This is a genomic window from Microbacterium sp. SL62 (genome assembly GCF_026672635.1).
In the GTDB taxonomy this organism is placed as follows: domain Bacteria; phylum Actinomycetota; class Actinomycetes; order Actinomycetales; family Microbacteriaceae; genus Microbacterium; species Microbacterium testaceum_A.
The window spans coordinates 134,863-157,435 of the sequence record NZ_JAPPRM010000001.1; the positions used below are offsets into that span (position 1 = coordinate 134,863).

A 22,573-nucleotide genomic window follows, 5' to 3' on the forward strand; every position below is an offset into this window, starting at 1 on the left:
CGACTCGGCGGGACGCACGGTGGGTCCGCTCAGCCGCGCGCGGCGAGAGCCCGCAACACCTCGAGCTGGTGCACCGGGCCGCCTCCTTCGTGTCCGTTCCACGGGTAGACGCGAATGCTCTTCTCGCCCACGTAATGGTTGTACGCCGCATAGACGGTCGAGGGTGGGCACACGGCATCGCGCAGTCCCACCGAGAAGAGGGCGGGAACCCTCGCTCGTGCGGCGAAGTTGACGCCGTCGAGGTAGGAGAGAGAGCGGAACACCGCCTCTTCGTCGCCGCGCCGAGTCTGCAGGTACGCGACGATCTCGCTGTAGGGGGCGGCGTCGGTAATGGCGACCGCCCGACGCATCGCACTGAGGAACGGGAAGTCGATCGCGGCGAACCTGAGCCCCTCGCTCATCGCCGCTGCGGCGAGCGCGATGCCCCCGCCCTGGCTCCCCCCCCACACGCTGACGCGGGTCGCGTCGATCGCCGGGTGCGAGCGGACCGCATCGATCGCGAGCACCGCATCGCAGAAGACACGGCGGTAATAGGAGTGGGACGGGTCGTCGAGCCCCTCGGTCACGCGACCGGCGACATGCGGGGCTCCGCCCACGGGGTCGGAGGTCGCGCCGGGCAACGCGCCGCTGCTCTGCCCCCGCGTGTCCATGACCATCACCGCGAACCCCGCGGAGGGCAGCAGCGTGTGCTGGTGGGCAAGGCCGCGACCGGAGTTGTACCCGATGTACCGCACGACGCACGGCAGAGGCCCCGAAGCCCCGCGCGGGCGCAGGAGCCACGCGCGCACCTCGTGCCCCCCGAAGCCCGCGAAGACGACATCGTCGACCTCGACACCGGTCACACCGGTGTCGGCGGTGTCGAGCGCGGTGAAGCGCGCGGACCACGACGCCGCCCGCGCCTCGCCGAGCGTCTCAGCCCAGAAGACGTCGAAGTCGGCGGGCTCCTCTCGCGGCGGGCGGAAGGCCTCGAGGTCGGCGAGCGGCAGGTCGAACTGGGTCACGGGTTCTCCTTCTCCTCGGACGCTCGCGAGAGCACCCGGTCGATGTGCGCGAGCGTCGCGGCGAATGCTCGCGAGCGGACGGCGTCGAGTCCGCGGTACTCGCGGTGGCCGTAGGGCTGCACGTCGAGCTCCAACTCGGCACCCGGCGCCTCGTCGATCGCGTTGGCGACGGCGAACTGCCCGGGCGGGGGAACATGACGGTCGCGTAAGGCGCATTCCACGCGCACCGGCACGCGGACGAAGGTCGCCGCCGTGGACGCATCGAAGAAGCGCAGGACCTCACGGGACTCAGGGTGGACCCCGACGTGAGCCCGCACGCGCTCGCCGCTGCCTTCGCAGGGCAGGCGCAGGCGCAGGTCGTACTGGCCGAAACTCGGCACGATCAGCGTCGCCCCCACGAAACGGTCATCCCAGGGAAGAGCGAGCGCCCCGATCCCGCCACCGAAGCTCTCGCCCACGTAGTACAGCGGGATCGGTCCGGCCAGAGCTCTCAGCGCCGACCCGGCATGCCAGAGATCGACGGCGCATCGGCCGAGAACGTACTCGTCGATCGAGTGGATGCCGTGGAGCACGTGCCCGTCGGCGGGCGTCGGTGCTCCGAGCCCGGCATTGAGCGACCCTTGTCCTCTCGCGACGGGGAAGAAGACCGCCGCATCGTCCGGGACGCGATCGAAGTCGGGAGCCTCGCGCCCGCCGTAGCCGTGACCGTGGACGATCCCCACCCGCGGCGGCATCCCGCCCACCGCCGTCGCGAACCACCCGCGCACGCGCAGACCGTCGGCGACGGTGTGATCGACGAGGAAGAGCGACCGCCCGTCCACGCACCCGAGGGGCGTCATCCTCGGATCGGGGTCGACCTCGGCCGCCGCCGCCGCCCAGGCTTCCCAGCGCTCAGCGAAACCGACGGGCGGAGCGACCGGGGGCACCGCGCGAAGGGCCGACAACTCGAAGCCGTAATCGCCCTCCCCCGCGGGATCGGCGATGACGCCGTTCACGAGCGGGCCGCCGTGGAAGACTGGAAGCCCGAACGAGAGGAGCGATCGTGCTCGCCGCCGAACGCCGATCCCGCCTCCTGGCCGAGGTTCGCCGACAGGGAGCCGCCGCGGTCCCCGATCTGGCCGAGACCCTCGGCGTCAGCGAGATGACCATCCGGCGCGATCTCGACGTGCTGGCGGCCGACGGCCGCGTCGACAAGGTCCGCGGGGGCGCTCGCACGCCGCAGCCCGGAGTCGCAGCATCCCGTGACTTCGCCACGCAGTCCCGCCGCAACGGAGACGGCAAGAGGGCCATCGCCCGCCGCGCGGCCGAGCTCGTCGAGCCGGGCATGTCGGTGGGACTGAGCGGAGGCTCCACGACGTGGGCCCTCGCGCGCGAGCTCCGCGGCATCGACGACCTGACGATCGTGACGAACTCCCTGCCCGTCGCCGACGTGTTCGCCCGCCCCGATAGGGCGGACGAGCCCTACACGCAGACGGTGGTGCTCACCGGCGGCGTCCGCACTCCCGCCGACGCACTGGTCGGCCCGGTCGCTGTCGCGTCCCTCGAGCATCTGCACTGCGACATCGTCTTCCTCGGTGTGCGCGGCATGGACCTCACAGCGGGGCTGACGACCTCGAACCTGCTCGAAGCCGAGACCAATCGCGCCCTCGTCGCGGCGGGGGGCCGAGCGGTCGTCCTCGCCGACCACACGAAATGGGGAGCCGTGGGGCTCACCACCATCGTGGATCTGCACGAGGTCGACCTGGTGGTCACCGACGAGGGACTCGCACCCGACGCCGAAGAGACGCTGCGCGCGCACGTCACCGAGCTGTGGGTGGCCGCCCACGGCGACGACTGAGACCCGCCCGCCCCCGCGCGGGGAACGGACGGCGAGAGTCGGGCTCACCGCGCCGTACTCGCCCGTGCGATCACCGTGGCATCCACCACGATGTGTCGCACCGGAACGTCCGCGCCGGGTCGAGCCGCCATCTGACGCTCTAGCTCGGTGAACGCCGCTTCGACGATCCCATGATCGTCGGGAGCCACCGACGAGAGCGCAGGGACCGAGAACTGCGCGGCGTGCACGTTGTCGATGCCGATCACCGCGACGTCGCTCGGCACCGCCCGCCCGCGCTCGTGCAGAGCCGCGAGCACGCCGAAAGCGACGGAGTCGTTGGAGCACACCACGCCGTCGTACGCGACGCCCGAGGCGTGCAATCGGCCCAGCGCTGCCGCACCCTCCTCGGAGGTGAACGCGTCGACCGAGACGATGAGCTCCGGGTCGTCGGCCAGACCCAGGCGCGACACGGCGTCGCGGTACCCGGCGAAACGCTGGTCGGCGGCATCCGAGGGACGTGACACGCGAGGTCCGAGGAACGCGACCCGGCGGCACCCGGCGTCGGCGAGATGCGCGGTCGCCAGGTCAGCCGTGCGGCGGTTGTCGATCGAGACGTGCGTGAAGGGGCTGACCGCGATGTGCTCACCGAGGAGCACGAGCGGTCCCGGATCCGTACGTCGGGTGAGGTCCCCGACCGTCAGAGACCGCGGGATGTGGATGAGGCCGTCGGTCTCGGGGAGCCCCACCCCGTTCGCGACGTCGATCTCGCGCTGATGGTCGCCCTCGGTCTGCTGGATGAGGATCGACAACCCGCGCGCCTCGGCCCCGCGCGCCAGCAGGGTCGTGAGTTCGGCGAAGTAGGGCTCCTCGAGATTGGGCACGGCGAGCGCGATGATCCCGGTGCGCTGTCGGCGCGAGAGCGGCGAGATCCGCCGCGTGGCCGAAGGCGTGTCGGTCATGGCGGGACTCCTCGTCGAGGACCGGGCGGCGCTCGCGCGCACCGCCGAGCGGTCTGTTCTGGGGGCTACGGTATCGCGCGGCATGTCACTCCTGGACACGGAAGGCCACGATGCGGGCCTCCGAAGCGCCGTGGGTCGCCGTCACGACCACGCGGGCGGCGTCGATCGCACCCATTCCGGGGGGAAGCGGGTGGCTGCGCCGGCGGCGACGGTTGTCCGCCACGGTCGCGACCTCGGTCCACTCCTCGGACCCGGCCACCTGGACCTCGACCCGGTACGTGCCGACGAGCGAGGGCATCACGAGGTGCGGATCGCGGTGATGGTGAAGGGTGTTCAGCTCGATGTCGGGATCGTCGTCGAAGACCAGCACGATCTCGCGCGCGACGACGGGCCGGTCCCAATCGAGCCGCAGCCACGCGTCTTCCGTGGTCAACGGTGCCGAGGCCCACAGGTTCGGTCCGCCGAAGGGGCGCTGGTATCCACCGACCGCGCGCTCCGGCGCCAGCGCCTCCGATGTGGTGGGAACGCGGAACTGGACCGACCGCCCCCGCAACGGCTTCGTCGGCCACTGCACCAGCAGCTCGTCGAGGCTCACCTGCACGTTCTGATCGTCGGCGTCCGACGTGTGCACCAGAGTCAGAACGCCGGGAGGCAGCTCGTCCGTCACGAAGAGGGTGACCCCGGGCTGGGCGCGGACGACGATGACGGCGTTCGCCGGAGTCTCGGGTTCCCAGCGCACCGGAGCGTGCACCCACCTCGCTTCTCCCGCGGCCACGGTCACCGTGACGGCATGCTCGAGGCGTTCGGGCACGACGTTCTGCGCGAGCCCCGTCGACCACACCTCGACCACGAGGTCCACGTCCTGCTCGGCGGCGACACGCACCTCGAATCCGTCGAGACGCGGGCGAACGGGAACGACGATGCCGACATCGTCGGTGAGCGGATGCGGACGGGCGACCGCGGTGTCGCTCGGGCCGAGTCCCGCCCGCACGCCCGAAGCCGAGACGCGGGCGGAGAGGGCGAGGTTCGCCGGATCGGCATCGACGACGCCGATCAGCGGGGCGTCCTGACGCAGCAGCAGTTGACGAAGCTCCTCGCGGTGGTTCTCGTACAGCCCCCGAGGGGTCGTGCGACGGGCGAGGACGAGGGATGCCGCGGTCCCGGCCGCCTCCCCCATCGCCGCGCAGGTGGCCATCACGCGCGCGGCCCCGAAGGCGATGTGCGTGGCGGAGATGTCGCGCCCGGCCATCAGGAGGTTCTCGACGTCAGCGGAGTAGAGCGAGCGGAACGGAATCTCGAAGACTCCGTTCGAGAAACGTTGGACGGCGCCCGCACCGATCGCGTACATACCCTCCTTCGGGTGGAGGTCGATCGACCAGCCGCCGAAGGCCACGCCGTCGTCGAATCGCGTCTGTTCGATCACGTCTCGCTGGTGCAGCGTGTAGTCGCCGACGAGGCGGCGGTACTCGCGCTTGCCGGGCACGTTGCCGATCCACTCGAGATCGAGGTTCTCGGCGTCGAACTCACCCGAGTTCTTGATGTGGTCCCAGATGCCCAGGATCACCGAGCGCAGCTCGTCGCGGATGCGCTCGTTGTCGTGGACGATGTCGAGCTCACCGCCCCACTCGATCCACCAGTAGTGCGCACCGCTGTCACCGCTGCGGATGATGCGCGATGACGGGATCGGGGTCTCGAGGATCGACTTCGCCGAATCGGGGGCGACGAAGCGCACCGGGTGCCCCACGTCCTTCGTGTAGAACAGCAGCGTCGAGCCGAGAAAGGTGCGCTCGGCCTCTTCCGGCGCCCAGTCCTCGTCGAACTCTCCGCGCGATTCCTTGCCGAGCCGCGCCCGCGCCCCGGCGAGGTGACCGACGAGTCCATCACCGGTGCAGTCGAGGAAGACCGGGGCGACGAAGCGCGTCTCGGTCTCGGCTCCCATGGTCCACCCCGTCACCGACTCGATGCGACGCGCCCCCTCGGGGCCGGTGGCGACCACGTCGCGGACATCGGTGTTGAGGTACAGCGAGATGTTCGGCTCGGCGCGCACGGCATCCAGCACGACGTCGTCCCAGTGGATGGGGTTCCCGTCGGGATTGCGGTACTGGTTCTCGAGGTACAGCTCACCGATGATCCCGTTCTCGCGGGCCCAGCGTTGATTGCCGTGCGCCGTCGCCCCGCACACCCAGACGCGGACCTCCGACGAGGAGTTCCCGCCCAGCACCGGTCGGTTGTTGATGAGGGCGACGCGTCGGTCGAGCCGGGCTGCGGCGATGGCGGCGGCGACTCCGGAGAGCCCACCGCCGACGACGACCACGTCGTAGTCGGCCGTGTGTGAACGCATACTGCGGGTGTCCTTCCTGGGGACGCGGGGCGTCCGAGTGTCGTGCGAGGGGAGGTCGATGGGCTCAGTCCACGGCGATCGCCTCGATCTCGAAGACCCGCGCGACGTCGGTGGTGGATGCCGAGGGGTCGTTGATCAGCAGGCGCACCCCGTCCGCGACCACTCCCGTGACCGCGATGCTCACCAGCCGTTGCGTGTTCCCGGCGACGGAACCGATGCTCGTCCAGCCCGCCGCGGTGTGCACCTGCACGTCGAACGAACGGAGGACGGCCGCCGAACCCGTGTCCGCGCTGTAGCCGCTCCGCACGCGCACCTCGTCGAGCGCCGCCGCAGCGAAGTCCACCGAGATCCACGGAGTGGAATCACCCGCCGCCGAGATCCACCGGCTGGCGTCGCTGCAGACGCCGTCGACGGCGAGGGAGGGGCCCGTGTCGGACCGCAGGCTCGACGAGGCTGTCGCCGTGGCACCGAGAGCCACGTTGACCCCTCCCGGGTCATCGCGGAGGTCGGCGACGAGGGCCGAGAGGGAGGTGGCGGGCCCCACTGCGGCGTCGCGCGGGACGACCGCCCGCGCGAGCCGGGCGGGAGCCGCGGCCGGCGCCGAGAGGTACACGATGTCGGCGTCGTCGGTCGGCCGCGTCTGGACGCGCAGACGCTGCTGCCCGAGGCGCGATTCGCCGATGCCGGCGAAGGTCCACGACGACGCGGCATCATCGCGTTCGGCGACGACGGCACGGCTGCGCATCTCGCCGCAGATCTGAGCGGTGACGACGCTGTAGAGCCGAGTCCTCGTCCCCGCCCGGGTCACGTCGACCGCTGCCGAGGTGGCGACGCCGTCGCCGAGGACCGAGGTGTCGAGGACCTTCTCATCGATCCATCCCGAGCCGTCCCACCGTACGAAATGCGCGTCGTAGGCCGAGCGATCCGCCTCGACGAAGCGGTAGGCGACGCCCGCGAGAGCAGAACCGTCGAGGGCGAGCTTGGCCGACTGCACCGCGGGGGTGTAGCTGCGGATGCTTTCGCCGGGCACGAAGGGGCGCCAGACGACCGATCCCGCCGCGGCGGGGGTGATCGGAGCGACCAGCGTGGTGCCCGCGGCGTCCGTGAGCGACCCCGTCGCGGGGTCGTAGACGGCGTACGAGCCGAGATGCCGCGCCGGGTCGGCGGGGAACGGACCCCACTCCCACAGCACGTGGACCCGACCGTCGGGCGACACCTCGAGGTCGTCGGGGTAGAAGGAATACCCCTTCGCCGCGGCGATCGTCGTCTCTCGCGTCCACGCATCGGCAGCGCGGTCGTAGCGATACAGCACGCCCTCCCGTGCCCCGTCGGCGTCCGTGCCGGTCCGCACCAGCACCCAGGCGTCACCGTCGGCTCCGCGCGCCGTGACCGGGTAGGTGATGTCGACGTCGAGGTCGGGCATGGTCGAGGTCCGGTCGACCATCGTGCGGACGTCGCCCGCGGTGTCGGAGCGGAAGTAGTTCCACTGCTCGTTGTGCATCGAGACGAAGGCGTGGATGATCCCGTCGCCGTCGACGACGATGGACGGTTGGTTGTGACCGTTGTCGTCCACGAAGGTGACGCACGCCGTCTGCGCCGAAGCCCGGAGGCACCCTTCGGTCCACGCACCGTCCGCGGAGCGAGAGGCGAGGTGCACTTCGTGTCGAGCAGCCTGGGCGGCCGGGGCGTTGAAGGCGAAGAACGTCGTCTCGCCGACCACGTCGAGGGGGTTCCACCACGCTGCCTGGTTCGATGAGTCGACGGCGAAGGGGAGCTCCTCGACGGTTGTCGCAGAGCTCACGGTCGCCGACGCCGAGGGCGCGACGACGAGCCCGAGGGCGAGCGCCGCGACGGCGACCGCGCTCCCCCCGCGGAGGATCCTCATCTCAACCGACCAGCTTCTGCGCGGCCTCGCCGGCCTGCTTCATGGCGTCCTTCGGCGAGGCGGACCCGATCAGGACGGCCTGCACGCGATCGGCGATCGCCGACTCGATCTGCGAGTAGGCGGTGAACTTCCACAGCGGGTTCGAGCTCGCGGTCGCGGTGATGCGCTCGCTGAACTGAGCGCCGAAAGCGTCGGAGGCGATCTCCGACGACGACAGTGCCTCGGTCGTCGCGGGCGGCAGACCGCGCATCGCGTAGTCGGCGAGGATGGCGTCGAGGTCGCTCGTGGCGTACTGGGCGAAGTCGCCCGCGGTCGCAGCACCGGTGCCGTTGACGACCGCGATCGCGCCGCCCCAGACGAGGGCGCGCGGGGTGTCGCCCTTCTTCAGCACGGGACGCGACACCGGCGCGAGTTTGGTGGCGAGGTTCGCATCCGGCGACTCCTTGGTGACCGCTCCGCGGCCCACCGGGGCGTCGTCGTACATCGCGGCACGTCCCTGGGCGAACAGGCTGCGGGCGTCGAAGCGGTCGACGTCGGCGGCGATGAGGCCCTTGTCGTAGAGGCCCTTGTACCAGGTGACGGCCTCGACGCTGGCGTCGTCGCCGATCGTGATGGTGTCGCCGTCGACGAGCGGGCTGCCGAAGGTCTGCATCCAGATGAGGATGTCCTTCAGCTGCGCGGCCTTGGTCGACGCGGCGTAGGGGATGAGTCCCCCGCCGAGGCCCTTCAGTGAGACGAGGGCCTTCTCGAACTCGTCGACCGTGGTCGGGAACGCGTCGGCCGACAGGCCCGCCTTGCCGAGGGTCTCGGAGTTGGCGATCAGGCCGATCGCGCCGATGGTCCACGGCAGGGCGTACTGCACGCCGTCGAACGTGGCCGCCTGCAGAGCCGAGGAGGTGTATCCGCGGCCGGATGCCAACGCCGAGACGTCCTGCAGCTTTCCGGTGGCCGCGAGACTGCCGAGCCATGCGACGTCGACGTGCGCGGCGCCGGTGAACTGCCCGCCGGTCACCTGCAGCATGAGCTGATTGATGTACTCGTTGTACGGGAAGGCGGTGCGCTTGACCGCGACGCCCTTGGCCTTCTCGTATGACGACAACGTGCCCTCGAGGGCGGGCTTGGCCGACTCCTCGGTGAGCGACCACGAGGCGAACGAGAAGTCGGTCGGATCGGCGCCGTTCAAGCCGGCTGCCCCGGCGGCGGGTCCGCCGCTGGCCGTCGGGACGCATCCGGCGAGGGCGGCGGCCGCAGCACCGATGCCGAGGAACTGCAGGGCGCGTCGGCGCGTGATGAGCGGGTTGGGCAGAAACGTAGACATAGGTGTCCTCCTTGACAGGGCGAGTTGAGAGAAGTCGGGGTCAGCCCTTGACGGCGCCGGCCGTCATACCGCTGACCAGGTACCGCTGCAGCAGCATGAACGCCACGGCCACGGGGAGCGACACCACGAGCGATGCCGCCATGAGTTCGGGCCAGGCGGTGGCTGCCTCGCCGACGTAGGTGTTGACGAGGCCGGGCGGGAGCGTCTGCTTGTCGGGACCGGCGAGCGTCAGGGCGAAGATGAAGTCGTTCCAGCCCCGGACGAAGGCGAACAGTCCGGCGGCGACGAGCCCGGGGGCGGCCAGCGGCAGCACGATCGAGTGGATGGTGCGCAGCCGCGAGGCGCCGTCGACGCGGGCGGCCTCGATGAGCTCGTCGGGGATGGTGTCGAAGAAGCCCTTCAGCATCCAGACGCACAGCGGCAGCGTGAAGGTCGTGAACGACAGCACGAGCGCGGTGTAGGTGTTGAGCAGGCCGTAGGCGCTGAACACGCTGTAAAGCGTGACCAACAGCAGGGCCTGGGGGAACATCTGCGAGGCCAGCACGAAGTACATCAGCTGCCGGCGACCGCGGTAGCGGAACTTCGAGAACGAGTACCCCATGTACGCCGACACGATCACCGAGAGCAGGGCGGTGATGACCGAGACGATGACGCTGTTCTGCAGGTAGGTGAACAGCTGCGGGTTGGAGGTCAGCGAGATGTACGCGTCGAAGGTGATCTCGGTGGGGAACAGCTTCGGCGGGTACGAGAACACCTGGTCTCGAGGCGTGAGCGAGGTCGCGAGCAGCCAGTAGACCGGCAGCAGGGCGAACCCGCCGCACACGATCAGCGCGGCCCACGACGCGAGGCGCACGCCCGGACGATCGGAGCGCAGGCCCGAGCTCGGGCGCCGGCGGCGACGCGCGGGAGCCTCGACGACCACGGGCGGGGCCTCGGGTGCGGGGGCGACGGTGGGGAGGGCGGTGCTGGTCATCGCTTCTCACTCCTCTCGGAGAATCGGACGTAGACGACGACGAGCGCCATCAGCAGGACGAGCCACAGCAGACCGAGCGCTCCGGCGCGGCCGAGGTCGAAGCCGTGGAAGGCGGTCTCGTACACCGAGGTGGCAAAGGTCTCGGTGGAGCCGGCGGGGCCGCCGCCGGTGAGCACGTAGATGATGTCGAAGTGCTGGAAGTTCCAGATGAACTCCAGCAGCAGCACCAGGCCGATGATCCCGCCGATCTGCGGGACGGTGATAGAGAAGAAGCGGCGGACCGTGCCCGCGCCATCCATCTCGGCGGCTTCGTGCAGCTCGCGCGGCACGGTCTGCAGGCCCGCGAGGAGCATGACCATCATCCACGGGAAGGACTGCCAGGTCTTCGCGACGATCACGGCGAACATCGCGGTGCCCGGCTGCGCGAGCCATGCCTGGGGCGAGACCCCGAGCGGTTCGAGAATCGCGTTCATGACGCCGTAGTTGGCGTTGAAGATCCACATCCACAGGAACGACACCACGACGCCGGGCACGAGCCAGGGGATGAGCATCAGGCCGCGGAAGACCTTCGATCCGCGGATCTGCGTGTTCAGGGCGAGGGCGAGGGCGAAGCCGATCACGAAGGGGGCGATGGTCGTGCCCAGGGTGAAGACGAGCGTCTGCCCGAGCAGTCGCAGGAAGTCGTCCTGCAGCACGTCGACGATGTTCTGGAAGCCGACGAACTCGCGCCCGGGCAGCACGAGGCTCTGCTTGAAGAACGCGGTGACCAGCGCCGAGACGAGGGGATACGCGACGACGACCGCCATGAGCGCCATGCCCGGCACCACCAGCAGCACGGCGAACATCCCGTTGCCGAGCCTCTCGGGTCGAGCGTGTCGCCGTGTGCTTTTGTTTGCTTTTGTTATCTTTTGCGTATCTAGAGTCGTCACGTCGGTGTGCGCTTTCCTCGGCAATGAGGGACCAGGTGGCCCGTTCGAGGCGGTATATCCCGCTTTCGGCGACATCAGCTTCGCCGGTCAGCGCGACGAGGTCAATTCGCGAGCGTAACGCTTAGATCACGACGTGTTAGTTCATGGGTGTTTTTGTTATTTAACGTGTTCGAACGAGTGCGAACGACGGCGAACAGCCCGCGCGGTCAGACGCGAGACGCGATCCGCTTGTCGAGCCAGGCCAGCAGATCGGCGCGCACCGCGGCCTGCTCGCGCTCGGCGAAGATCTCGTGCCGCGCCCCGGGATACACCAGGGTCGTCACATCCGTCAGGCCCGACCGCCGCCGGTAGGCGTCGGCGAGGCGGTGCACACTGCGGGGGCCGCCCACCGTGTCGTCGCGCCCCACCATCAGCAGCATCGGGACGTCGCGTCCGAGGTCGCGTCGCGGACGTCCCAGCAGCTTCAGCGTCTCGAGGGGGCCGAACAGGCGCGCGAGGGGCGTCGACGTCGTCAGGGGATCGGCGACGAAGTCGCGTCCCACCTGCTCGTCGCTCGAGAGCCACTGCATTCCGGAACCGCCGAGGTGCTTCCACGGAGCGTTCAGGTCACCCGCGTTCAAAGAGCCCGGCCACCGCAGGGCCGAGCCACTCAGAACGACGGCGTCATAGGCATCCGGATGCCGATCGAGCAGCATCTGCGCGAGGAACGAGCCCCACGAGTGCCCGAGCAGCACGAGCGGCAGGTCGGGGTGCTCCTCGCGGATGCGCTGCGAGAGGGTCCACACCGCGTCGCGGGCGGCGCCGAGACCACCGGGGCCGAGACGCCCGAGCTTGGCGTGATCGCCTCCCCACTGGCCCATCCCCGTGCGGCCGTGGCCGCGATGGTCGTCGGCGTAGACGGTGTAGCCCGCGCCGACGAGGGCCTCGATGAGGGCACCGTAGCGGCCCGCGTGCTCGCCCACCCCGTGCAGCAGCTGCACGACGGCGCGGGGCTCGATCGCCTCGTACACGTCGTAGACGATGCGGATGCCGTAGGCGTCGTCGAACTCGGGCATGGGGGGAGTCTAGGGCTGTGGCCCGCTCGGCGACCGCGCCCGACCATTCCCTTAGCAAGGCTAATGAGCTACCCTGATCCATAGGAACATGAATGATCGCGTCGACGAATCCCCCCTCACCGACCTGATTTCTGACCACAGTGCGGCGGCGTCCGAGCTGCGGATGGCGACATTCCGGCTCGCGCGCCGCCTCCGGGCGCAGCGCGCCGTCGACACCATGAGCGACGGGCAGTTCGCCGTCCTCGCCGCTCTTACCGTTCACGGCGCGCACACGCTCGGTCAGTTGGCCGACCGTGAGCGTGTCACAGCACCCTCGATGAACCGCACGGTGTCCCTGCTCGAGGACGCGGGCTACCTGACCCGCATCCCGGACGAGGTCGATCGACGTCGCGTGACCATCGATCTCACCGACCTGGGGCGCCGGATCGTCGACGAGACGGTCCGCCGACGAGACGCCTTCGTCGAAGAGGCCCTCGCCGAGCTCTCCGCCGAAGAAAGACAGGTTCTCGCTCGAGCGACGACGATCATGAGGAAGGTGGCCGACAGATGAGCACGTCGATGTTCCGGTCGCTGTCGATCTTCAACTACCGCGTCTGGTTCATCGGAGCCCTCGTCTCCAACGTCGGCGCCTGGATGCAGTCCACGGCCCAGAACTGGGTCGTCCTCACCCAACTGACCGACAACGACGCCGCGGCCATGGGCGTCACGATGGCCCTCCAGTTCGCTCCCCCGCTCCTGCTGGTGAGCGTCACCGGTTGGGTCGCCGACCGCTTCGACCGCCGCAAGCTCATCATGTGCACGCAGAGCGCTCTGCTACTGCTGGCCGTGACGCTCGGCGTCCTGCTGCTCAGCGGAGCGATGACGCTGCCGCTGATGTTCGGATTCGCACTGGCCCTCGGCGTGGTCACGGCCTTCGACAACCCGGCGCGCCAGGCCTTCGTGTCCGACCTCGTGTCCCAAGAGAACGCGTCCAATGCCGTCGCGCTCAACGCCGCGTCCTTCAACATGGCCCGCCTGATCGGCCCCGCCGCCGCCGGCGTGATGATCGTGATCGTGGGCACCGGATGGGTGTTCCTCGTCAACGCGATCACCTTCGTCGCCATGCTGGCGGCGCTCTTCGTGATGAGGCCGCACGAACTGGTGGCGCGCCACCGCCGCGGCGGCCCGGCGCGACTGGCCGACGGCTTCCGCTACGTCGCCCGTCGACCCGACCTCGTCGTCATCTTCGTGATGGTGTTCCTGCTCGGGGCCTTCGGCATGAACTTCCCCATCTTCGCGTCGACGATGGCGCTCGAGTTCGGCCGCGGTGCGGATGGCTTCGGGCTCCTGAGCTCGTTCGTCGCCATCGGCTCGCTCGCGGGCGCGCTCCTCGCCGCGCGGCGGGAACGCGCCCGGATGCGGGTCGTGATCGTCGGCTCCGGCGGCTTCGCCGTGGCATCCACTCTCTCCGTCTTCGCCCCCAGTTACGGGGCGTACGCGGCCACCCTGGTCTTGACGGGGTTCTGCGTGGTCACGACGCTCACGACGGCGAACGGGTACGTCCAGACGACGACCGATCCCGTCCTGCGCGGTCGGGTCCTGGCGTTGTACATGGCGATCCTTCTCGGAGGCACGCCCGTGGGAGCGCCGATCGTGGGCGCGGTGGCGGCGGAGTTCGGCCCGCGCGTGGCGATCGCCCTCGCCGCCGTCGTGGCGGTCATCGCGTGCGGCATCGGCGCGACCTGGACGGCACTGTCGGGCCGCCTGCACCGACACGAGACGAAGCGGTTCCGCCTCACGCTCGATGAGACGCGTCCGATCACCACGATCGCGCCCGAACCCGAGGACTTCAGCGACGAGATCGCCGGAACCACGCCGATCCCGTTGCCCCCGGGCGAACGCTCTCCGCGAGCGACGCCTCGCCCGCGTCACGGCAGCTGAGGGCGACCGCCCGATTCGAGAGCCCGCGCCCCGCGTTCGCCGGAGGCGGTCATCGTCGCGCGCGCAACCCCTCCCGTCGATGCATTTAGCTAGATAAGCTAGCGACATGAACGGAACACAGGCAGGGCGCCGCTGGGCGGGGCTCGTCTTCATCAGCATCGCCGTGTCGCTGATCATCGTCGACTCGACGATCGTCAACGTCGCCGTGCCCTCGATCGTCGAAGAACTCAAGATCTCGTCGACCGAGGTGCAGTGGGTCCAAGAGGCCTACACCCTCGTCTTCGCGTCCTTCCTCCTCGTCTTCGGCAGCCTCGCCGACCGGTTCGGGCGACGCCGCCTCATGCTGCTCGGCGTGATCATCTTCGCGGGCGCCTCGATCGCCGCGGCCACGGCCCCCACCGGAGGGCTGCTGATCCTGTCGCGCCTGGTCCAGGGAGTCGGGGGTGCGATGATCCTGCCGACGACCCTGTCGATCATCAACGCCACCTTCCGCGGCCGCGAGCGCGGCATCGCCTTCGCCGTCTGGGGCTCGACGATCGGCGGCATGGCGGCCGTCGGCCCCCTGCTCGGCGGCTGGCTGACCACGGCCTTCTCGTGGCGATGGGCCTTCGGGATCAACATCCCGCTCGGCGTCGTCATCGTGATCGGCGTCGCCCTCACGGTCGCCGAATCGCGCAGCGATCGGGCCGAGCGCATCGACGGAGTCGGAGCCCTGCTGTCGGTGCTCACCATGGCCCCGCTCGTGTTCGGACTCATCGAGGGGCGCACCTACGGATGGTGGACGGTCGCGACCGCCCCCTCGATCGGCGACTGGAGCTGGCCGCTTCCGATCTCGCCCGTGCCGATCGCCTTCGCGGTGGCCGTGGTCGCCCTGGTCGCGTTCATCGCGTGGGGCCTTCGTCGCCAGCGTCACGGTCGCTCGACGCTTCTGGCCTTCGATCTGTTCCGGATCACCTCGTTCCGCAACGGCAACATCGCTGCGGCGGTCGTGTCTCTGGGTGAGTTCGGCATCATCCTCGCCCTCCCCCTCTGGCTGCAGTTCGTCGTGGGCTTCGACGCTCTGCAGACGGGCTTACTGCTGCTCGCGCTGGCGATCGGGTCGTTCGTGGCCAGCGGGATCGCGGGCGCCCTCAGCGGCAAGGTCGCTCCGGTCTGGATCGTGCGCGGCGGGCTTGTCGCCGAGATCATCGGCGTCGCCGGTGTCGCCTTCACCGTCGGGCCGGATGCCGTCTGGGGCCCGCTCATCCCCTTCCTCTTCGTGTACGGGCTCGGCGTGGGCCTGGCGACGGCGCAGCTCACGGGCGTGGTCCTGGCCGACGTCCCGCCGTCCGCGAGCGGCCAGGCCTCGGGCACCCAGTCGACGTCGCGACAGCTCGGAGCGGCGCTCGGCGTCGCCATCCTCGGCACCGTGCTGTTCTCGACCACGGCGGGGGTGTTGGCATCCACTCTCGACGATCGCGGCATCGCCGCGGCCGAGCGCGACCAGGTGGTCTCACAGGTGGTCGACAGCGCCGGAGCGGCGATCGCGGGCCTCGATGCGTCGCCCGAGACCCGGGATCTCGCGATCAACGCCCGCGCGGCGTTCAGCGACGGCACGAAAGCCGCGGCTTTCACCGCCGCCGCATTCCTCACCCTGGGACTCGCCTCGACGCTGACGCTCGGGGCGTCCGCGCGTCGTCGCGAGGACAGCGAGGTGCGAACCGACTAGTCCATTCAATCGAATGGATGCCATATCCCCGGGATCGGCGCCGAGGACGAGCTGGTCACGAGGGGCGACATGGCGCAAACTCAGCGATCCGCACAACCTCAGCGGCACCTGCCCCACACAACGAAAGATGCGCAAATCACTGAGGTTGCGAAACCCGGCTCTCGCTCGCGCATCCTCAGCGATCCGCACAACCTCAGCGGCATCCGCCCTCACCCGACAGAAGATGCGCAAATCACTGAGGTTGCGAAACCCGGCTCTCGCTCGCGCATCCTCAGCGATCCGCACAACCTCAGCGGCATCCGCCCTCACCCGACAGAAGATGCGCGAATCGCTGATGCTGCGCGGCGCGCATTACCGCCGCGCGTCGACCCCCGCGGCATCCGCCACCGGCACGAGCCGCGTCAGCTGCGTGACGTGGCGGGGCTCGAGCTCGTCGAGCGACGAGACGCCCAGCAGGGTCATCGTGCGCTCGATCTCGCTGCGCAGGATCGCGATCGTGCGGTCGACGCCCTGACGCCCACCGGCCATGAGGCCGTAGAGGTAGGCACGGCCGATGAGGGTGAAGGTCGCGCCGAGGGCGATGGATGCCACGATGTCGGCGCCGTTCATGATGCCGGTGTCGACCATGACCGTGGCGTCCTTGCCGACCTCGCGCACGACCTTCGGCAGCAGGTGGAAGGGGATGGGCGCGCGGTCGAGCTGGCGCCCGCCGTGGTTGGAGAGCACGATGCCGTCGACGCCCTGGTCGACCAAGCGTGCGGCATCCGTCACGTTCTGCACGCCCTTGACGACAATCTTGCCGGGCCACATGCCGCGGATCACGTCGAGGTCGTCGTAGCTGATCGTGGGGTCCATCGCGGCGTTCAGCAGCTCGCCGACGGTGCCGCCGGTGGTGCTGAGCGAGGCGAACTCGAGCTTGGGGGTGGTGAGGAAGTCGATCCACCACCAGGGGCGCGGGATCGCGTTGACGATCGTGCCGACCGTCAGCTGCGGCGGGATCGAGAAGCCGTTGCGCTTGTCGCGCAGGCGCGCGCCGGCGATGGGGGTGTCGACGGTGAACTGCAGGGTGTCGAAGCCCGCCTTCGCCGCGCGCTCGACGAGACCGTACGAGATCGAGCGGTCCTTCATGACGTAGAGCTGGAACCAATTGCGACCGACGGGGTTCGCGGCCTTCACACCCTCGATCGAGGTGGTGCCGAGAGTCGAGAGCGTGAACGGGATGCCGGCGGCCGCGGCCGCGGAGGCACCGGCCGTTTCACCCTCGGTCTGCATGAGACGCGTGAAGCCCGTGGGCGCGATGCCGAAGGGCAGGGCCGAGGGACCGCCGAGGATCTGGCACGAGGTGTCGACGTCGGCGGCGGGGCGCAGGATGTCGGGGTGGAACTCGACGTCTTCGAACGCGCGGCGGGCGCGATCGAGCGACAGTTCGCCCTCGGCGGCGCCGTCGGTGTAGTCGAACGCTGCCTTGGGCGTGCGGCGCTTGGCGATCGTGCGCAGGTCCGCGATCGTGAGCGCGGCGTCGAGGCGGCGCTTGCGCGCGTCGAGTTCGGGCTTCTTGAACTGCATGAGCTCGAGGAGCTCGCCGACCTTCGGCAGCTGACGCTGAACCATGGGGGATCTCTCTTTCATGTGGTCTGACCACATCGTACGCGCGAGAGGGCCCCACGACCAGGGTCAGTGCGCCGGCATCCCTCGATGTCGTCGACTGCTCGGGCGTTCTCCTCCCGACACACGATCACCGCGAGCGAGAGGCACGACGCGACGAAGAAGGCCGGGCGCCGCGGCATCCGACTGACCGGAGTCAGGTCTCGCGCGTGATCGTGACCTTCACCTTGAGGTTGCTCTTGCCAGGACCGGCGTACACGCCGCGCAGCGGCGGGACGTCGTTGTAGTCGCGGCCGCGACCGACCAGCACGTGACGGTCGCCGATCTCGATGTTGTTCGTCGGGTCGAACCCCTGCCAGTCACCGGCGAACCACTCCACCCAGGCGTGGGACTCTCCGGTGACCGCTTCGCCGACCTCGGCGGAGGGCTTCGGGTGCAGGTACCCCGACACGTAGCGGGCCGGGATGCCGACCTCGCGCAGGGCCCCGATCGCGATGTGCGCGATGTCCTGGCACACGCCCTTTCGCGCTTCCCAGGCGTCGACCGCCGTGGAGTGCACGCCGGTCACCCCCTGCATGTAGTCGATCGCGTTCCCGATGGCCTCGGCGATCGCGTGCGCCGCGGGCCCGGGCCGGTCGTGCTGGGCGGCGATCGAGCGCGCGAGTTCGGCGACCTCGGCGTGCGGGGTCGTGCGCCGCGTCTGGGTCAGCTGCTCGACCGTCGAGATCGACCGCGCCGCCTCCGCCGCGAGCTGCTCCCAGGTGATGTCGGCGTGCTCGATGGGTCGCGGGCGCACCTCGACCAGCGAACGCGCGGTGATGGTCAGCGCGCCGTGCGGCGACAACACGTCGAAGGCCGCCACGCGCGTGCCGAAGTAGTCGACGTACTGGTTGACCGAGGTCGACGGCTCGATGTCGAGCGACGAGCTCAGCACGAACTGGCTGTCGGTCGAATGCGGCAGCATGCGGGCTTCGTTGTACGAGGCGACGACGTCGCCGGGGTAGACGAACCCGGTCTGGTGCTCGATGCGCAGGCGTTTCATCGCCGACCTCCCGAGGTCTTCGCACGGACGGCGGTCACGGCATCCGTCATGAGATCTCTCCGATCCACGACGGTTCGGCCTGAGTGGGGAAGAAGCGCGAGCGGATCGCTTCCGACGCCTCGCGCGTGACCGTCTGCACCCGCTGCATGTGCTCGGGCAGCTCGGCCAGGATGTCGCTGACCGGGCGGTACTCCAGATCGTTGCGGATCTGACCGAGAGCCCGCAGCACCGTGTTCGAGTGCCCGACGCGATCGGCGCGGGGGTCGATCGCGCTCATGCAGTCCTCGGCGCGCTGGATCGAGTAGATGATCGAGCGCGGAAAGAGGCGGTCGAGCAACAGGAACTCCGCCGCGTTACGGGCGCTCGGCATGCCGCGATAGGTGCGCAGGTAGGCCTCGTACGCGCCGCAGGAGCGGAGGATCGTCGTCCACGACGGGCCCGACACCTCGGTGAGCGAGCGGGTGGCCAGCAGTCGCGCGGTCATGTCCGTGCGCTCGATGCTCCGACCGAGGGTGAAGAACTGCCAGGCCTCGTCGCGGTTGGTCGACGAATCGACGATCCCGATGGCCAGCGCGGCCCGCTCGCGCGTCCACTGGAAGAACTCGTGGACCTTGTCGGTCTGCAGGCGCCGCGGCATCCGGGCGTTCGTGGTGTTGAGGATCTCCCACAGTTCCGTCGACACGATCTCGCGAGCGCGCCGGGCGTTCTCGCGAGCCGCGGTGATCGAGTACGCGATGCTCGACGGGTTCATCCGATCCACCGCGAGGCGAGCGAGCACGTCGTCGCGGCGGACGGTGTCGACGTTCTCGGGCCACGCCGACCCCATGACGCTGAGCAGCGAGCGGCACGCGGTGTCCTCGTCGATCCACGGGTCCTCCAGCAGCAGCTGGAGGTGCACGTCGAGGATGCGGGCGGTGCCGTCGCTGCGCTCGATGTAGCGGCCGATCCAGAACAGCGATTCTGCGATGCGGCTCAGCATGGCCCCGTCTCCCGCGCCTGCTGCTGCTGCTCGGCCTGCGGACCGTGCTGCACGGCGGCATCCTGCTGCTGTTGCTCCTGCTGCTCCTTGCCCGAGGGCCCTCCGCCCGGGCGCGGATCGCGCGGTGAGGTCGAGGGAGCGGGCTGTCCGTCGTAGATGATCGGGATCGACTCGGTGACCGCGGCCTGGTCGGCGACGAGTCCCGAGACGCCGTTGCCCTGGCCGTACTCGACGTGCGAGGGGGCCGAGCCGCCGACGATCCACGTGTCCTTCGAGCCGCCGCCCTGACTGGAGTTGACCACGAGCTGGCCCTCCGGCAGCGCCACGCGGGTCAGGCCACCGGGCAGCACCCAGATGTCGTCGCCGTCGTTGACCGCGAAGGGGCGGAGGTCGGCGTGACGCGGACGCATGCCGTCTTCGACGAGCGTCGGGATGGTCGAGAGCATGACCACGGGCTGGGCGATCCAGCCGCGCGGGTCGGCCGTGAGACGCTTGCGCAGCGCATCGAGCTCGGCGGGCGAGGCATCGGGACCCACGACGAGCCCCTTGCCGCCCGAGCCGTCGACCGGCTTCACCACGAGCTCGGGCAGACGGTCGAGCACTTCTTCGAGGGCACCGGGATCCTCGAGACGCCAGGTGTCGACGTTCTTGAGGATCGGCTCTTCGGCGAGGTAGTACCGGATGAGGTCGGGCACGTACGTGTACAGCAGCTTGTCGTCGGCGACGCCGTTGCCCACCGCGTTGGCGATGGTGACGTTGCCCAGGCGTGCGGCGAGCATGAGCCCGGGCGCCCCGAGCATCGAGTCGGCGCGGAACTGCAGCGGGTCGAGGAAGTCGTCGTCGACGCGGCGGTAGATCACATCGACGCGCTGCGGGCCGCGGGTCGTGCGCATGAACACCTTGCCGCCGATGCACAGCAGGTCGCGCCCCTCGACGAGCTCGACGCCCATCAGACGCGCGAGCAGCGTGTGCTCGAAGTACGCGGAGTTGTAGACGCCGGGGGTGAGCACGACGATGTTGGGCTCGTCGATCCCGGGCGGGGCCGACGCCTTGAGCGCGGCGAGCAGCTTGTTCGGGTAGTCCCCGACGGGGCGCACGCGCATCGACACGAACAATTCGGGCAGCGTCTGCGCCATGACGCGGCGGTTCGAGATGACGTACGAGACGCCCGAGGGCACGCGCACGTTGTCTTCGAGCACGCGCATCTCGCCGTGCTCGTCGCGGATCAGGTCGATGCCCGACACCTGGATGCGCACGCCGTTCGCGCTGCGGATGCCGGCCGCCTGGCGGTAGAAGTACTGCGACGACGAGATGAGCCCCGCGGGCAGGATGCCGTCGCGCACGCAGTGCTGATTGCCGTAGGCGTCGTCGAGGAACGCCTCGAGCGCCTTGACCCGCTGCTTCACGCCGGCCTCGATGCGCGACCACTCGTCGTACGCGATGACCCGGGGCACGGCATCCAGGGGGAAGGGACGTTCCTCCCCCGCGAAGTCGAAGGTCACGCCCTGCGCGAGGTACGAACTCGCGAGCGACTCGGTGCGCCCGCGCAGTTCTTCCTGCGTCATCTGCGCGAGCGTTTGGTACAGCTCCCGGTACGCCTCGCGCGAGGGGGCGGCTTCTCCGGGACTCGCCGGAACGCCGAACATCTCGTCGAACGCCGGGATGCCGGATGCGGTCTTGCGCGGCGCCAGCGTGGAGCCGTAACCGTCGAACAGGTCACCCATGCGACGACTTTACCCAGCACCGTGTTGCGGACACGTTTCCTCGCCTCCGCCTTGCGTGAGTCGCCAGAATTGGTCGCTTGGGCGGGTCCCCTAGCGACAGATCTTGGCGACTCACGCGGGTGCGGCGCGGCTCAGGCGCCGGGGCGCAGCACGACCTTGATGCAGCCGTCTTCCTTCTTCTGGAAGGTCTCGTACAGGCCGGGGGCGTCTTCCAGGGGGGCGTGGTGCGTGACCAGGTCCATCACGCCGAGCGGGTCGGCGGAGTCTTCGACGAGCGGCAGCAGGTCGTCGATCCAGCGCTTGACGTTGCACTGCCCCATGCGCAGATTCAGCTGCTTGTCGAACATCGTCTTCATCGGTAGCACGTCAGCCTCGCCGGCGTACACGCCGCTGAGCGAGACGGTGCCGCCACGGCGGACGAGGTCGATCGAGGCGTAGACAGCGGCGAGGCGGTCGAGCCCCGCCTTGTCCATGAGCTTCTGCGCGAGGGCGTCGGGGAGCAGCCCGACGGCGTTCTGGGCCAGCTTGATGCCGCCGTTACCGTGGGCTTCCATGCCCACGGCATCCACCACTCCATCCGCCCCGCGCCCCTCGGTGAGATCGACGAGTTCGTCGACCACCGTGTCGGTCAGGTCGTAGGTGAGCACGCCGTGGCGCTCGGCCATCGCGCGGCGCTCGGGCTCGGGCTCGATCGCGAGGACCCGGTAGCCGAGGTGCACGCCGATGCGGGCCGCAAACTGCCCGACGGGGCCGAGGCCCATGACGGCGAGCGTCCCACCCTCGGGCACGTTCGCGTATTGCACGCCCTGCCAGGCGGTGGGCACGATGTCGCTGAGGAAGAGGTAGCGGTCGTCGGGCAGGTCGTCGCCGACGCGGATGTGGTTGTAGTCGGCCAGCGGCACGCGGAGGTACTCGGCCTGCCCGCCCGGCACCTGCCCGTAGAGCTTGGTGTAACCGAACAGCGCGGCACCGCTGCCGTACTCGCGCACCTGCGTCGTCTCGCACTGCGACTGCAGTCCGCGGCGGCACATGAAGCAGTGGCCGCACGAGATGTTGAAGGGCACGACGATCCGGTCGCCGACGGCGAGGTTCGTCACGGCCGAGCCGACCTCGACGACCACGCCCATCGGCTCGTGGCCGAGCACGTCGCCCTTGTCGATGAACGGTCCGAACAGTTCGTAGAGGTGCAGGTCGGAGCCGCAGATCGCCGTCGAGGTGATCTTCACGATCGCGTCGGTGGGCTCGAGGATCTCGGGGTCGGGAACCTCCTCGACGCTCACGTTGCGCTTGCCCTGCCAGGTCAGTGCCTTCATGGTGG

18 protein-coding genes are annotated in these 22,573 nt (G+C 69.6%); 4 read left to right on the forward strand and 14 right to left on the reverse strand.

The window, feature by feature from the left end; all coding sequences use genetic code 11:
- Nucleotides 1-29: 29 nt before the first annotated feature.
- Both OVA26_RS00555 and OVA26_RS00560 read right to left on the reverse strand, forming a co-directional pair.
- Nucleotides 30-1,001 (reverse strand): acetylxylan esterase, encoded by a 972-nt coding sequence (locus OVA26_RS00555; protein WP_268102480.1) that lies wholly within the window; start codon nt 999-1,001, stop codon nt 30-32.
- Nucleotides 998-1,996: an acetylxylan esterase gene (locus OVA26_RS00560; protein WP_268102481.1), complete on the reverse strand. Its 999-nt coding sequence runs from the start codon at nt 1,994-1,996 to the stop codon at nt 998-1,000. The genes OVA26_RS00555 and OVA26_RS00560 overlap by 4 nt, the downstream gene beginning before the upstream one ends.
- Nucleotides 1,997-2,043: 47 nt before the next feature.
- On the opposite strand from OVA26_RS00560, the gene OVA26_RS00565 reads away from it, so the two are divergent.
- The gene (locus OVA26_RS00565) at nt 2,044-2,838 is read left to right on the forward strand and encodes a DeoR/GlpR family DNA-binding transcription regulator (RefSeq protein WP_268102482.1); all 795 of its coding nucleotides are present in this window, start codon (nt 2,044-2,046) and stop codon (nt 2,836-2,838) included.
- A gap of 44 nt (nt 2,839-2,882) precedes the next feature.
- On the opposite strand, the gene OVA26_RS00570 is transcribed toward OVA26_RS00565, so the two are convergent.
- The 7 genes from OVA26_RS00570 to OVA26_RS00600 form a co-directional block, all read right to left on the reverse strand.
- Nucleotides 2,883-3,776, reverse strand: coding sequence for a LacI family DNA-binding transcriptional regulator (locus OVA26_RS00570; RefSeq protein ID WP_268102483.1), 894 nt, complete (start codon nt 3,774-3,776; stop codon nt 2,883-2,885).
- Between the two features lie 85 nt (nt 3,777-3,861).
- Entirely contained in the window at nt 3,862-6,117 is a 2,256-nt protein-coding gene (locus tag OVA26_RS00575; RefSeq protein WP_268102484.1) for an FAD-dependent oxidoreductase, read from the reverse strand.
- A 64-nt stretch (nt 6,118-6,181) separates the two neighbouring features.
- Complete coding sequence (locus OVA26_RS00580) at nt 6,182-8,002, reverse strand: BNR-4 repeat-containing protein (protein WP_268102485.1); 1,821 nt, start codon at nt 8,000-8,002, stop codon at nt 6,182-6,184.
- Nucleotide 8,003: 1 nt separating this feature from the next.
- Nucleotides 8,004-9,320, reverse strand: a complete 1,317-nt coding sequence (locus OVA26_RS00585) for an extracellular solute-binding protein (protein WP_268102486.1) — start codon at nt 9,318-9,320, stop codon at nt 8,004-8,006.
- Between the two features lie 40 nt (nt 9,321-9,360).
- Nucleotides 9,361-10,293: a carbohydrate ABC transporter permease gene (locus OVA26_RS00590; RefSeq protein WP_268102487.1), complete on the reverse strand. Its 933-nt coding sequence runs from the start codon at nt 10,291-10,293 to the stop codon at nt 9,361-9,363.
- Nucleotides 10,290-11,138 (reverse strand): carbohydrate ABC transporter permease, encoded by an 849-nt coding sequence (locus OVA26_RS00595; protein ID WP_268102488.1) that lies wholly within the window; start codon nt 11,136-11,138, stop codon nt 10,290-10,292. The genes OVA26_RS00590 and OVA26_RS00595 overlap by 4 nt, the downstream gene beginning before the upstream one ends.
- Nucleotides 11,139-11,428: 290 nt before the next feature.
- Nucleotides 11,429-12,277 (reverse strand): alpha/beta fold hydrolase, encoded by an 849-nt coding sequence (locus OVA26_RS00600; RefSeq protein WP_268102489.1) that lies wholly within the window; start codon nt 12,275-12,277, stop codon nt 11,429-11,431.
- Nucleotides 12,278-12,365: 88 nt separating this feature from the next.
- On the opposite strand from OVA26_RS00600, the gene OVA26_RS00605 reads away from it, so the two are divergent.
- From OVA26_RS00605 to OVA26_RS00615, 3 genes are all read left to right on the forward strand, one after another.
- Nucleotides 12,366-12,827 (forward strand): MarR family winged helix-turn-helix transcriptional regulator, encoded by a 462-nt coding sequence (locus tag OVA26_RS00605; RefSeq protein ID WP_268102490.1) that lies wholly within the window; start codon nt 12,366-12,368, stop codon nt 12,825-12,827.
- The gene (locus OVA26_RS00610; protein WP_268102491.1) at nt 12,824-14,197 is read left to right on the forward strand and encodes an MFS transporter; all 1,374 of its coding nucleotides are present in this window, start codon (nt 12,824-12,826) and stop codon (nt 14,195-14,197) included. The genes OVA26_RS00605 and OVA26_RS00610 overlap by 4 nt, the downstream gene beginning before the upstream one ends.
- 106 nt (nt 14,198-14,303) lie before the next feature.
- Entirely contained in the window at nt 14,304-15,905 is a 1,602-nt protein-coding gene (locus tag OVA26_RS00615) for an MFS transporter (protein ID WP_268102492.1), read from the forward strand.
- A gap of 351 nt (nt 15,906-16,256) precedes the next feature.
- Here the strand turns inward: OVA26_RS00615 and OVA26_RS00620 are convergent, their stop codons facing one another.
- From OVA26_RS00620 to OVA26_RS00640, 5 genes are all read right to left on the reverse strand, one after another.
- Nucleotides 16,257-17,516 (reverse strand): alpha-hydroxy acid oxidase, encoded by a 1,260-nt coding sequence (locus tag OVA26_RS00620; RefSeq protein ID WP_268102493.1) that lies wholly within the window; start codon nt 17,514-17,516, stop codon nt 16,257-16,259.
- Nucleotides 17,517-17,706: 190 nt separating this feature from the next.
- Nucleotides 17,707-18,552 (reverse strand): transglutaminase family protein, encoded by an 846-nt coding sequence (locus tag OVA26_RS00625; protein ID WP_056224456.1) that lies wholly within the window; start codon nt 18,550-18,552, stop codon nt 17,707-17,709.
- 46 nt (nt 18,553-18,598) lie between these two features.
- On the reverse strand, nt 18,599-19,531 hold the full coding sequence (locus OVA26_RS00630; RefSeq protein ID WP_056224458.1) for an alpha-E domain-containing protein: 933 nt from the start codon (nt 19,529-19,531) through the stop codon (nt 18,599-18,601).
- Nucleotides 19,525-21,255 (reverse strand): circularly permuted type 2 ATP-grasp protein, encoded by a 1,731-nt coding sequence (locus OVA26_RS00635; RefSeq protein WP_268102494.1) that lies wholly within the window; start codon nt 21,253-21,255, stop codon nt 19,525-19,527. The genes OVA26_RS00630 and OVA26_RS00635 overlap by 7 nt, the downstream gene beginning before the upstream one ends.
- A gap of 131 nt (nt 21,256-21,386) precedes the next feature.
- On the reverse strand, nt 21,387-22,568 hold the full coding sequence (locus OVA26_RS00640; RefSeq protein WP_056224462.1) for a zinc-dependent alcohol dehydrogenase: 1,182 nt from the start codon (nt 22,566-22,568) through the stop codon (nt 21,387-21,389).
- Between the last annotated feature and the right edge of the window lie 5 nt (nt 22,569-22,573).

Coding starts and splice junctions, on each gene's coding strand:
- OVA26_RS00590 (WP_268102487.1), bottom strand. CDS start 10,293: ATGACCAGCACCGCCCTCCCCACCGTCGCCCCCGCACCCGAGGCCCCG.
- OVA26_RS00600 (WP_268102489.1), bottom strand. CDS start 12,277: ATGCCCGAGTTCGACGACGCCTACGGCATCCGCATCGTCTACGACGTG.
- OVA26_RS00610 (WP_268102491.1), top strand. CDS start 12,824: ATGAGCACGTCGATGTTCCGGTCGCTGTCGATCTTCAACTACCGCGTC.
- OVA26_RS00570 (WP_268102483.1), bottom strand. CDS start 3,776: ATGACCGACACGCCTTCGGCCACGCGGCGGATCTCGCCGCTCTCGCGC.
- OVA26_RS00575 (WP_268102484.1), bottom strand. CDS start 6,117: ATGCGTTCACACACGGCCGACTACGACGTGGTCGTCGTCGGCGGTGGG.
- OVA26_RS00635 (WP_268102494.1), bottom strand. CDS start 21,255: ATGGGTGACCTGTTCGACGGTTACGGCTCCACGCTGGCGCCGCGCAAG.
- OVA26_RS00625 (WP_056224456.1), bottom strand. CDS start 18,552: ATGAAACGCCTGCGCATCGAGCACCAGACCGGGTTCGTCTACCCCGGC.
- OVA26_RS00615 (WP_268102492.1), top strand. CDS start 14,304: ATGAACGGAACACAGGCAGGGCGCCGCTGGGCGGGGCTCGTCTTCATC.
- OVA26_RS00605 (WP_268102490.1), top strand. CDS start 12,366: ATGAATGATCGCGTCGACGAATCCCCCCTCACCGACCTGATTTCTGAC.
- OVA26_RS00620 (WP_268102493.1), bottom strand. CDS start 17,516: ATGGTTCAGCGTCAGCTGCCGAAGGTCGGCGAGCTCCTCGAGCTCATG.
- OVA26_RS00630 (WP_056224458.1), bottom strand. CDS start 19,531: ATGCTGAGCCGCATCGCAGAATCGCTGTTCTGGATCGGCCGCTACATC.
- OVA26_RS00580 (WP_268102485.1), bottom strand. CDS start 8,002: ATGAGGATCCTCCGCGGGGGGAGCGCGGTCGCCGTCGCGGCGCTCGCC.
- OVA26_RS00585 (WP_268102486.1), bottom strand. CDS start 9,320: ATGTCTACGTTTCTGCCCAACCCGCTCATCACGCGCCGACGCGCCCTG.
- OVA26_RS00595 (WP_268102488.1), bottom strand. CDS start 11,138: ATGTTCGCCGTGCTGCTGGTGGTGCCGGGCATGGCGCTCATGGCGGTC.
- OVA26_RS00640 (WP_056224462.1), bottom strand. CDS start 22,568: ATGAAGGCACTGACCTGGCAGGGCAAGCGCAACGTGAGCGTCGAGGAG.